Genomic DNA, 12,496 nt, shown 5'->3' with positions numbered 1-12,496 from the left:
CACTGATTATTAGTATATAATTCGTACCCAGTTAACAATAATAAACAGGTTACATTGCTTAATAAAGGAATTATTTTGAACATTTTAAGATTAGTTGTGAAATTTCCTCTACTATTATCACTGATTGCTTTATCATTAACCGCTTGTAGTGCATGGTTTACCAATCAAGGCATTATTATTCTTGATGTGCAGAATAAAACTCATACCTATGTAAGTAGCCAGAATTTACCTAGAAATTATCAATTGGGTAATGGCGAACAAGAGTTACAAAAATTTGAAACATTCTGCCGGGAAGAGATTAGAGCATCACAGCTTGACGGCAGTGAAGAGGTCGTCTTTGAAAATATCAAACATGGTATTCATGGACAGGTTGAATTTAATAAATGTAGTGACAAAGTCACTCGAATTTACCGATATTAAGATAATATCAGCTAGCTTTAGCAATAGAAGTGTAAATAAGATTGATTAATTGTAAAAGATCTATCAAATCTTACTAGCCTTTCTAGCTGTTTTTATTTATATTGGTTGTGTAAAAATGAAAATATTTTTGGGAGTAAAAATACTATGTACAAGCAAGATGTAACCATTACTGCATCTAACGGTCTTCATACCCGCCCTGCTGCACAATTTGTAAAAGAAGCAAAAAACTTTAACGCTGAAATTACCGTCACTTCAAACGGTAAAAGTGCCAGTGCTAAAAGTTTATTTAAATTGCAAACTTTAGGTTTAACACAAGGGACAACAATTACAATTTCTGCTGAAGGTGAAGACGAGAAAGAAGCAGTAAATCATTTAGTAAAATTAATTCCTGAATTGGAATAAAACTCCCAATAAGCTATAAACGGTTTTAATATTGAATAAGGATTAAATGTTATGGTATCAGGTATACTTGTTTCTCCGGGTATCGCTTTTGCAAAAGCGCTATTATTAAAAGAAGAACCTATTGTGATCAATAATAGGCCAATTCTTGATAACAAAATCGATGCTGAAATAGACCGCTTTAAACAAGCTCGTCAAAAATCAAGCGAGCAACTTAATGCGATTATGGAACGAGCAAAAACGACTTTAGGCGAAGATAAAGCAGCCATATTTGAAGGTCATATTATGCTTCTTGAAGATGAAGATCTTGAGCAAGAAGTTATCTCTCGCATTAAAAGCAAACATTCAAGTGCTGATGCCGCAGTTCAAGCTGTATTTGAAACCCAAGCAAAAGAGCTAGAAAATTTAGATGACGAATATTTAAAAGAGCGTGCAGCTGATATTCGTGATATTGGTAAGCGATTACTAAAAAATATTTTAGGCATTGAAATCGTTGATTTAAGTGCGATTAGCCAACCATGTATTTTAGTGGCAACCGACTTAACACCGTCTGAAACAGCGCAACTTAATTTAGACATGGTATTAGGCTTTATTACTGATGCTGGTGGACGCACTTCGCACACCTCAATTATGGCACGTTCATTAGAAATTCCAGCCATTGTTGGTACATCAAATGCAACGCAAATGATTAAACAAGGTGATTTTGTTATTTTAGATGCGATCAACAACGCAATTTATATTAACCCGGATCACGCCACTCAAGAAAAACTTAAACAAGTTCAAGCAAAATACATCAGTGATAAAGAAGAGTTAGCCAAATTAAAAGATCTCCCTGCGGTCACGCTTGATGGTCACCAAGTCGAAATTTGTGGCAACATCGGAACTGTTCGTGATATTGCCGGAGCTGAGCGTAACGGCTATGAAGGTGTGGGGCTTTATCGTACTGAATTTTTATTCATGGATCGTGATGCGTATCCAAATGAAGAAGAACAATTCAAAGCTTACAAAGAAGTGGCTGAAGCGGCTAAAGGTTTATCGGTCATTGTGCGTACAATGGATATCGGTGGTGACAAAGATGTCCCTTATATGCACCTGCCAAAAGAAGAGAATCCATTCTTAGGTTGGCGTGCAATCCGTATCTGCCTCGATCGTAAAGAGATTTTACATGCGCAGTTACGTGCTATTTTACGTGCTTCTGCATTTGGTAAATTACGTATTATGTTCCCGATGATCATATCGGTTGAAGAAATCCGTATCTTAAAATCTGAAATTAATATTCTTAAAGAACAACTTACCGCTGAAGGTAAAGCGTTTGATAAGGGTATTGAAATCGGTGTTATGATTGAAACCCCAGCTGCTGCGGTGATAGCTCGCCATTTAGCGAAAGAAGTTGACTTCTTTAGTATCGGAACTAACGATTTAACCCAATACACCCTTGCTGTTGACCGTGGTAATGAACTAATTTCTCACCTGTATAACCCACTGTCACCGTCAGTGTTAACATTAATTAAAAATGTTATTGATGCTTCTCACAAAGAAGGCAAATGGACGGGTATGTGTGGTGAACTTGCTGGCGATGAAAGAGCAACAGTTTTACTACTCGGTATGGGACTTGATGAATTTAGTATGAGTGCGGTATCGATTCCAAAAATCAAAAAACTGATTCGTAACACTAATTACGAAGAAGCGAAGAAATTTGCTGAAAATGCATTAGAAAAAGCAACAGCGAAAGAAATTCTTGATTTAATTGAAAAATATACCGCTGAAAAACAAATCTGTTAGGAGACAATAATGGGTCTATTCGATAAAATTAAGCAATTTGTGTCCGATGGTAGCAAAAATAGCATCGAAATTATTGCGCCACTAAGTGGAGAAATTGTCAAAATCGAAGATGTACCAGATGTGGTTTTTGCTGAAAAAATCGTTGGTGATGGCGTAGCTATCAAACCGTCTGGTAATAAAATTGTTGCACCATTAAATGGTAGAATTGGCAAGATTTTCGAGACAAATCATGCATTTGCAATTGAATCTGACGAGGGTATCGAGCTATTTGTTCACTTTGGTATCGATACTGTTGAGCTTAAAGGTGAAGGCTTTACTCGTATTGCAGAAGAAGGGCAACAAGTAAAAATTGGCGATACAATTATTGAAATTGATCTGCCATTACTTGAGAGCAAAGCCAAATCAGTGTTAACACCAGTTGTGATATCTAATATGGAAACTGTTGTTGAACTGACTAAGTTATCTGGCTCTGTTGAGGCAGGTAAAACACCAATTATGCGTGTAAAAAAATAACATCGCAAAAAGTTACTACTCATAAAAAAACCTTCAGTTTTCGCTGAAGGTTTTTTGTTGCAAAAACTCAAACACAGAGTTCAAATAATTGGTTTAACGCCATTTTTTGTATTGATTAATCAAGCTGTTGGTTGACTGATCATGTGAGCTAACGGGTTTATCATCCGCAAGTTCAGGTAAAATTCGACCGGCTAACTGTTTACCTAATTCAACGCCCCACTGATCAAAGCTAAAGATATTTAAAATAACGCCTTGCGTGAAGATTTTGTGCTCATACATCGCCACTAATGCACCTAAAGTATATGGCGTGATTTTTTTCACTAAAATAGAGTTGGTCGGTTTATTACCTTCAAAAACTTTAAATGGCACTATCGACTTAACGTCATCGAGTTTTTTACCGGCAGCAATAAACTCTTGTTCAACTTGCTCAGCGGTTTTACCAAAGGCTAACGCTTCTGTTTGCGCAAAGAAGTTAGATAATAATTTAGGATGATGATCACCAACTGGGTTATGGCTGATTGCCGGTGCAATAAAATCACAAGGAATTAATTTTGTGCCTTGATGAATTAATTGATAAAAAGCATGTTGCCCGTTAGTACCCGGCTCACCCCAAATAATTGGGCCAGTGGTATAAGTTGTTTTCTTACCATTACGATCAACGCTTTTACCATTTGACTCCATATTGCCTTGTTGGAAATAGGCAGCAAAACGGTGCATATACTGATCATAAGGTAAAATAGCCTCAGTTTCTGCGCCAAAAAAGTTGTTGTACCAAATACCAATTAAAGCAAGCAGCGTCGGAATATTTTTTTCAATCGGTGCACTTTGGAAGTGCTTATCCATGGCATGACCACCCGCTAAAAACTGTTTAAAATTATCAAAGCCAATGGATAACACAATCGATAAACCGATTGCCGACCAAGAAGAGTAACGACCTCCAACCCAATCCCAAAACTCAAACATATTAGCAGTATCGATACCAAATTTTTCAACCTCTTTGGCGTTAGTTGAAAGCGCCACAAAGTGCAAGGCAACTGCTTTATCGTCTTTAGCGGCATCAAGCAACCAGTCACGTGCGGTTTGGGCATTGGTCATCGTTTCTTGTGTGGTAAACGTTTTAGAAGCAACCAAAAATAGGGTCGTTTCCGGATTTAAGCCCTTAAGTGCCTCAACAATATGTGTCCCGTCTACATTTGAAACAAAGTGCATGGTTAAATGATTTTTATAAGGGCGTAACGCTTCGGTAATCATCACCGGCCCCAAATCTGAACCGCCGATACCGATATTTACCACATCAGTAATTGCTTTACCGGTGTAACCTTTCCACTCACCGCTAATGACTTTTTTACTGAAAGATTCCATTTTTGCTAATACTGCATTGACCTCATCCATGACATTTTTACCGTCAACATAAATCGGCGTATTAGACACATTTCTTAATGCTACATGCAAAACAGCACGATCTTCAGTGCGATTGATTTTTTCACCGCTGTACATCGCATTAATTGCGCCGTTTAAATCACACTCCTCAGCCAACTGATAAAGTTGCTTAAGGGTTGCTTGAGTAATACGGTTTTTAGACAGATCAACCAAAAACTCATCTTCAAAAGGGATACTGAGTTGTTCAACTCGGTTTGGCTCCTCTTTGAGGATTTGGGCAATGGTTTTATCTTTTTGTTGTTGATAGCTTGCTTGAAGGGATTTCCAAGAAGAGGTGGTAGTTGGATCAATTGACTTTAACATAAACTTATTCCTTAAATAATATTGCACTATTAACCATGATATAACTATGCATAACATGATGCAAGATAAGGATTTATCCTTCAAAATGAAGTAAGTAGAAAAAATAATAAAAGTTATTTTCTTTTCCTAATCAAATAACTTGAATATAATGTTAAAGATAAGATATTTGATACATTTAACCTTTCAAAAAAAGATTTTCTAACGAATGATAACCAATAAAATAAATAAATTTCGTAGATTATTATATTAGGATATTTCATGCCCAATATTCAGACGCTAGTACCAGCCTTAGATAAAATCGTTCGCATTTGTGATTATTTAGATAGTCATAAAGGTGCAACTTTTAGTCAAATATTTCAAGACCTTAGTTTACCTAAAAGCAGTACTTCAACACTACTTAATGCATTAGTTATGCATGGTATCTTACGTCAAGATCAAAATAAGTTTTATCTTGGATTAAAATTGCATCAATGGGGTGATAAATCGTTGGAACAGTTCGATATCACCCAAATCGCTCAGCCATTGATGACTAAATTAAGAGATCAAACCAACTTAACTTGTCATCTAGGTGTTCTTGACGGGCTCTATTCTGTCTATATTGCTAAAATTGAAAATGATCAGGCAATTGGCATTCGTACCTGGATTGGCAAAAAATTACCATTACATAGTTCAGGTATTGGTAAAGCCTTAATAGCTTGGTTACCGGATGAGAAAATCGACCAACTGATACCCGAAGACAAATTGCCCAAATATACCGACACCACCATAACCAGCAAAAAACAGTTAAAAAAAGAGCTGGCTAAAATCCGGTCGCAAGGTTGGGCGTATGATAATCAGGAAGATGTAAAAGGCGTACATTGTATCGCTGCGCCGATATTTAATAAAAATCATGAACCAATTGCGGCGATAAGTATTTCCGGCGTTCTTTTTCAGCTACCGGTAGAGAAGATCGAAAAATACTCCGAGCTCGTCCGTAAAGCCTGCCAACAGCTAACCAATAAGTTTTAACAATATTGAATCATAACGATTCAATATTATTTTAACGCTTTTACTCAATACATTATTAAGCGATCTGCTTAAATAGCTCAATCAGTTTTTGTTTATCAAAAAATACCGGATTGGCACCAGCACAGGCATCTTTCATTGAATTTTCAGCCAATAATTCAAAATCAGGATTATTAACACCTAATTCCTTCAACGATTTAGGAATGCCGACTTCTTGCGCTAAATCTTCAATTCTTTTAATCACATAATCAACACACTCTTGATCACTTTTATCTTTTGTATCAAAGCCAATGGTTTGTGCAATCACTCTAAATTTTTGTGGTGCATGTTTAGCATTTTCTTTCTCAACTACCGACAACAGCATCGCATTACAAACACCATGCGGTAAATCATAAAGCCCGCCTAATTGATGCGCCATAGCATGCACATTGCCTAGCCCAGCATTACTAAAAGCGATACCATTTAAAAAGCAGGCATAGCTCATCTGCTCTCTGGCTTGAATATCATTACCATTTTTAACCGCTCTGGCTAAATATTTAAAGGTTTGAGCGATAGCATATAATGCTGTTGAATCAGTAACATCCATCGCCCCTTTAGCAACCACCGCTTCAATTGCATGAGTTAACGCATCCATTCCGGTTGCAGCGGTTAAATTGGCAGGTTTGGAAATCATTAAATCCGGATCGCTAACGGTTATTGATGCCAGCGTATTAGGATCGACCATAATCATTTTTACATGTCTACTTTCATCGGTAATAACATAATTAATGGTGACTTCAGCAGAAGTGCCCGCTGTGGTTGCTATTGCCACAATAGGCAAACATTTTTGTTTACTTTTATGCATCCCTTCATAATCGGTAATTTTGCCACCGTTGGTCGCCAAAACCGCAACGGCTTTACCACAATCTTGTGGAGAACCGCCACCGATTGAGACGATAAAATCACATGCCGATTCTTGACATAACTTGAGTGCATTTTCAACATTGGCAACGGTTGGATTAGGTTTCACATCATAAAAAATAACTGATTCGATACCCTCTTTTTCTAAAATATCAACGACTTTATCGACCGTACCATTACCAAATAAAAACTTATCGCTAACAACAAATGCCTTTTTGCAATTCAATTTTTTTACGGGTACACCTAATTCAGACAGGCAACCTTTGCCTAATAAATTAACCGGCGGAATGTAATAAATCATATTTACCTCTTAAATTAATAACACCTTAAATAATTCCTAGAAAAGAACTTAATTTCATTATACGGAAAAAATAAACATGCAAAAAAAATAATTTTTACAATGAGAGGAGGATCACAAAATTTATTTTCTTTTGTATTTTCGGATTGCAATTGAAAATTTTTTCACCAATAATCCGTTCAAGACAAAGAAATAAAGTTCTATATCATGAACAAAGGAGAAAAGATGAGTCTGGCAAAATTTAAAGGAATATTCCCACCCGTTCCGACGATCGTCGATAAACACGGGGATCTTGATAAAAAAGGGATGGCTAATTTATTAGATCATCTGATTAACAATGAAGCTGACGGAGTTTTGATTTTAGGTAGCGGTGGTGAGTTTTGTCATATGCCACCTAAACTCCGATTTGAAGTGGCTGAATTTGCGGTTAAGCATATCAAGCAACGTATTCCGGTCATGATTGGCATATCCAGCCCGAGTACCAAAGAAACAATTGAATACGGTCAACATGCAGCACAAATCGGCGCTGATGCCGTTTTAGTTGTCAATCCTTATTATGCTTTATTGAATAGTGAGGCAATTTATCACCATTATAAAACTGTCGCTGAAAATATTAATATACCGATTCTACTTTACAATTTTCCCGCATTAACCGGTCAAGATATTGGTATTGATGTCATTACCCGATTGGCAAAGGATGTGCCAAATATTATCGGGCTAAAAGATACCATTGATAACATTAGCCATACACGGGAAGTGATCAACCAAGTGCATGCTTTCCGGCCTGATTTTATCATCTTCAGTGGATTTGACGAGTATATGCTAGATACGCTGATTTTAGGTGGTCATGGCGGTATTCCGGCTACATTTAACTTTGCCCCTAAAATTACCAAGGGAATTTATAAAGCGTTCAAGCAAAAGGATTATGAAACAGCATTTACATTACAACGTCAATTAGCAAAATTGATGCCTATTTATGCAATTGAAACCCCATTTTTTGCTGTTATTAAACAAGCGATCAAACTCACCGGTATCGATATTTCAAATGAAGTTTTAGCGCCGGTAAAAAAACTACCAAACAACAAACAAGACTTATTAGTTGAACTATTAAAGTCGGCACAAATTCCTATTATCAATAAATAATTGGAGGGATCCATATGAATAATATTGAAAATAAAACCATTCCTAAAGGTCGTTGGAAACATATCATTCCAGCAACCATTTTGGTTTATATTGTGGCATACATGGACAGAACCAATATTGCCATTGGTATTGCAGGCGGAATGAATAAAGATTTAGGTATGACAGCATCGTTTGCCGGTCTTGTCGCAGGAATCTTTTTTATTGGTTATATCTTTTTACAAATTCCGGGTGGTCAAATAGCTGAACGATACAGCGCCAAAAAATTTATTGCATGGACGATTGTTGTTTGGGGAGGTTTTGCGGCGATAACAGGGTTTGTTCGTGATCCGATTCAACTACTTATCATCCGTTTTATATTGGGAGTTGCTGAAGGTGGCGTTTATCCGGCTATATTAGCATTAATTGGGCATTGGTTTCCTAACCATGAAAGAGCTAGAGCAATAGCATTTTTCCAAATGAATTTAGCGGCAGCATCTATTATTACCGGTCCGTTATCTGGCTGGTTAATTGAAGTTTGGGGCTGGAGAGAGATGTTTATCATTGAAGGCATTATCTCGTTAGCACTGCTGTTTGTTTGGATGCCACTGGTTTGTGATTATCCACATCAAGCTAAATGGCTCGATCCAAAAGAACTCGATTGGTTAAATCAGCAATTTGCCAAAGATAAAGCGCTGATAAAATTAGATGATAAAGCCAGTGTCAAAACCGTATTAAGCAGTATCAACTTATGGAAACTGGTGGCTATCTATTTCTTCTTCCAAATCGGTTTTTACGGTTTTGCCCTTTGGATGCCAATGTTAATTAAACAATTGACCGGTAGTGGTATGTCTATTGTAGGGCTATTAACCGCAGCGCCATACATTTTATGTATTTTCGGACAATATTATATTGCCAAATTATGTGACCAAACATTGAATCGTAGACTCTATACCGCCATTCCAATGATTGGATTTGCGATATGTTTAACATTCTCAATATTATTAGAAAATTACACATGGCTGGCTTATGGAATGATGGTTTTATGTGGCTTTTTCCTACAAGCGTATGCCGGTCCATTTTGGACTTTACCCCCATTATTATTCCCGGCAAATGTGTTAGGCGGAGTACGAGGAACAATCAATGCGCTAGGTAATCTAGGCGGATTTATCGGTCCATACCTTGTTGGTTTATTAACCGTAACCGTAAGTAAAAATGCAGGATTGTATACCTTAGTTGGGGCGTTAATTATGGCAATACTGTTATTGTTCACGCTACCGGCTATCACCGCAAAACCAACAAAATAAAAAAATTAAAACTGCATTGGAGGATATTATGCAACAGAAATGTAAATTTGCCAGGGATCTATGGTCACAATTAGACGCATTACGAATGGGAATGAATTATACCGTTGAAGATACTGAAAAACCACAAGTGCTAATTGACGACTGTTATGGAGAAAGCCACCCTGGAAGTTATCACCTCGATAGTTTAGGTTATGAAGTTATGCTTGGTGTACATGAGCGGGGTGGACGCTCTGTACGTAGTCATGTCACCGATATATGTGACGGCTGGGGGCAAGGTCACGACGGCATGAATTATATACTAGCATCAAGAGAAGCTATCGCAAATATGGTCGAAATTCATGGATCGGTCATACCCTATGATGCCGCGGTACTTATTTCAAGTTGTGATAAATCTGTACCGGCTCATCTTATTGCCGCAGCACGACTTGATATACCATTAGTGCATGTTCCGGGCGGATCGATGCGCCCTGCTCCCAATATGACAACCTCAGACCTAGGCGGTGCCACTGCACAATATAAAAAAGGCGAGATTGATATTAAACAAATTCAAACCTTACAAAGATGTGGTTGTCCTACCGCTGGGGCATGTCAATTTATGGGTACCGCAAGTACCATGCAATGTATGTCCGAAGCGCTGGGATTAGCGCTTCCGGGAAGTGCATTAGCGCCATCGACTATGTCTGAAATTCGAAGAATGGCCAGATCGGCCGGACACCATGCCATGTATCTAGCCAAAGAAGGGATAACAGCAGGTAAAATCCTTACACCTGCAGCATTTGAAAATGCCATAAAAGTCCACGCAGCAATCAGTGGTAGTACTAATGCGCTCATTCACTTACCGGCAATTGCCCATGCAGCAGGCTTCGAGTTAACAGCAGATGTGTTTGATCGAATCAACAATACCGTACCTTACCTCACCAATGTACAACCTAGCGGGCAATATGTCACCGAATTATTATGGTTCGCCGGCGGTATCCCTATGGTGCAATGGATGATTAAAGACTTACTTGATCTGGATGTTATGACCGTGACCGGACATTCATTAGGTGATAATTTGGAAATGATGCAGCAAACCGGTTTCTTTGACCGAAATTTAGGCTATTTGCATAATTACAAATTACAACGAAATGATTTAATCCGCCAACCTAACCAAGAAAAAATGGGATCTATCGCCGTTTTAAAAGGCAATATTGCTCCGGACGGAGCCGTTATCAAATACACGGCTTGTAGTGCTGTTATGCACAAACATACAGGACCGGCAAAAGTTTATAATTCTGAAGAAGCCGCTCAAGAAGCTATTATTAATAATCGGGTTAACCCTGGCGATGTTATTTTTATCTGTTATGAAGGACCAAAAGGATCAGGTGCGCCAGAAATGCTAATGACCACGGATGCGATTGTCTTTGATAAACGTCTCAATGGAAGTGTTGCGTTGATCACTGACGGTCGTTTTTCAGGTGCGACACATGGGCCATGTATTGGTCATGTATCGCCGGAAGCTGCTGAAGGTGGTCCAATTGCCCTTGTTGAAGATAATGATATTGTCGAAATTGATGTCCACGCAAGAAAACTCAATATTATAGGTATTAATGGCGAGATGAAATCTGCACAAGAAATTGCTGAAATATTTTCTCAACGAAAACAACAATGGACGCCACCGGATTATTCCAACCGAAAAGGCGTGTTTAAGCAATATACCCAAAAAGCTAAGTCATTAATGGCGGGTGCATATATAGAATAACAATAACAATAACACAAAGTGCCGCCTATCAACATTCGTGGCACTTTAAAGTCAAGATCGTATTTACAGTAGGCAACAGCGATAAAATACCGCCCATGGCGATATAGAAGATCCTATCGGCAAACAGATACTAAATAAATGCAGCGTATTGATACAAACTTTTTAAAACGGTTTAGCCGATAAAACCTTAAATAGAAACAGATCAACTAAAAATGATCTTATTTGTTACCACTAAATCGATTCTAACTAAAACCAATTTAATTTAAGACAAAACACAAACAAAAAAATTTAATCAATCAAACTTGCTGAAATTCCTCTATATTGGAATAACAACAAAAATTCCAATATAGAGGAATAACCATTTGTTAATTATAGATTTTTTATGATCAAGTTCACAATTATGCAATCAAATAGTTGTTCCGGAATTTGATAATCGTAAAATCGACTTATCCAATATACAGGATAAAAGTACAATATATGGGAATGTATGTCTAAAGTACCCGCTTTACAAAGAACAGTTAAAATTCTTACTTTAATCGCTTCTAAAGGTAAGTGTAGTGCCGCCGAAATAATCAGTAATCTACAAATACCTAAGAGCTCCGCTTATCTATTATTAGAAGAACTAAAATCGTATCAATTTATCAAACAAGATCAGAACGGTGATTATTTTTTATGGATAAAATTAGTTGAGTTAGGTGAACTGGCTTCAAATTGTTTTGATATAAGAGAAATAGCCAAAAAACATCTTGCCCGATTAACCAATCACACCGGGCTTTTAACTCATCTGGGCATTTTAGACAACAATACCGCTTACTATATTTTGAAATGTGAATCACACAGCACAATCAGTGTGCGTTCTTATGTCGGCAAACAAGTATCCCTTTATCGTTCCGGCGTCGGAAAATGCTTATTAGCATTCCAACCTAGTGAAAAAATAGCCGAAATTGTTAAGCAACTGTCCTTCGAACAAAAAACCGCAAATACAATCATGACCACCAGCGCCTTACATACAGAATTAGCAAAGATTCGTCAACAAGGCTGTAGTTTTGATAATCAAGAGGATTATATCAATATAAGATGTATAGCTGCTCCCATATTTAATGCACAAAACAATATCGCAGCGGCCATATCTGCTGTAGGAACAACATTTCAAATAACCGATAAAGTCATACCGGAAATCACAACTAAAATTAAGGAGTGTGCAAAAGATATCTCAAAAGAGTTGGGCTGTCTTATGTACGAATAATTTTTGTAACACAAAAGGAGAAA

The 12,496-nt window shown here is 37.4% G+C and carries 11 protein-coding genes; 9 read left to right on the top strand and 2 right to left on the bottom strand.

What is annotated here, in order from left to right; genetic code table 11:
• Positions 1-75 precede the first annotated feature (75 nt).
• The 4 genes from J3U74_RS08370 (at position 76) to crr (ending at position 3,114) form a co-directional block, all read left to right on the top strand.
• Positions 76-420 (top strand): hypothetical protein, encoded by a 345-nt coding sequence (locus tag J3U74_RS08370; protein ID WP_267329058.1) that lies wholly within the window; start codon positions 76-78, stop codon positions 418-420.
• Between the two features lie 144 nt (positions 421-564).
• Positions 565-822: a phosphocarrier protein Hpr gene (gene ptsH, locus J3U74_RS08365; protein WP_220218238.1), complete on the top strand. Its 258-nt coding sequence runs from the start codon at positions 565-567 to the stop codon at positions 820-822.
• 51 nt (positions 823-873) lie between these two features.
• The gene (gene ptsI / locus J3U74_RS08360; RefSeq protein WP_220218239.1) at positions 874-2,601 is read left to right on the top strand and encodes a phosphoenolpyruvate-protein phosphotransferase PtsI; all 1,728 of its coding nucleotides are present in this window, start codon (positions 874-876) and stop codon (positions 2,599-2,601) included.
• Positions 2,602-2,610: 9 nt separating this feature from the next.
• The gene (gene crr / locus J3U74_RS08355; RefSeq protein WP_220218240.1) at positions 2,611-3,114 is read left to right on the top strand and encodes a PTS glucose transporter subunit IIA; all 504 of its coding nucleotides are present in this window, start codon (positions 2,611-2,613) and stop codon (positions 3,112-3,114) included.
• Positions 3,115-3,207: 93 nt separating this feature from the next.
• Here the strand turns inward: crr and pgi are convergent, their stop codons facing one another.
• Positions 3,208-4,857, bottom strand: a complete 1,650-nt coding sequence (gene pgi, locus J3U74_RS08350; RefSeq protein WP_267329057.1) for a glucose-6-phosphate isomerase — start codon at positions 4,855-4,857, stop codon at positions 3,208-3,210.
• 258 nt (positions 4,858-5,115) lie between these two features.
• On the opposite strand from pgi, the gene J3U74_RS08345 reads away from it, so the two are divergent.
• Positions 5,116-5,865, top strand: a complete 750-nt coding sequence (locus J3U74_RS08345; RefSeq protein WP_220218242.1) for an IclR family transcriptional regulator — start codon at positions 5,116-5,118, stop codon at positions 5,863-5,865.
• A 55-nt stretch (positions 5,866-5,920) separates the two neighbouring features.
• On the opposite strand, the gene J3U74_RS08340 is transcribed toward J3U74_RS08345, so the two are convergent.
• A complete protein-coding gene (locus J3U74_RS08340; protein WP_220218243.1) occupies positions 5,921-7,063 on the bottom strand; it encodes an iron-containing alcohol dehydrogenase in 1,143 nt (380 codons plus the stop codon).
• 222 nt (positions 7,064-7,285) lie between these two features.
• Here J3U74_RS08340 and J3U74_RS08335 point away from each other — a divergent pair, with 222 nt between their 5' ends.
• The 4 genes from J3U74_RS08335 to J3U74_RS08320 all read left to right on the top strand — a co-directional run bounded on the left by J3U74_RS08335 (position 7,286) and on the right by J3U74_RS08320 (position 12,473).
• A complete protein-coding gene (locus J3U74_RS08335) occupies positions 7,286-8,203 on the top strand; it encodes a dihydrodipicolinate synthase family protein (protein WP_267329056.1) in 918 nt (305 codons plus the stop codon).
• A 14-nt stretch (positions 8,204-8,217) separates the two neighbouring features.
• A complete protein-coding gene (locus J3U74_RS08330) occupies positions 8,218-9,486 on the top strand; it encodes an MFS transporter (protein ID WP_267329055.1) in 1,269 nt (422 codons plus the stop codon).
• Between the two features lie 28 nt (positions 9,487-9,514).
• Entirely contained in the window at positions 9,515-11,227 is a 1,713-nt protein-coding gene (gene ilvD, locus J3U74_RS08325; protein WP_267329054.1) for a dihydroxy-acid dehydratase, read from the top strand.
• A 487-nt stretch (positions 11,228-11,714) separates the two neighbouring features.
• Complete coding sequence (locus tag J3U74_RS08320; RefSeq protein ID WP_220218247.1) at positions 11,715-12,473, top strand: IclR family transcriptional regulator; 759 nt, start codon at positions 11,715-11,717, stop codon at positions 12,471-12,473.
• The last annotated feature ends 23 nt before the right edge of the window (positions 12,474-12,496 follow it).

It is taken from the genome of Gilliamella sp. B3892, from assembly GCF_026536305.1.
Taxonomy (GTDB): domain Bacteria; phylum Pseudomonadota; class Gammaproteobacteria; order Enterobacterales; family Orbaceae; genus Gilliamella.
This window is presented reverse-complemented; position numbering and strand designations above follow the sequence as displayed.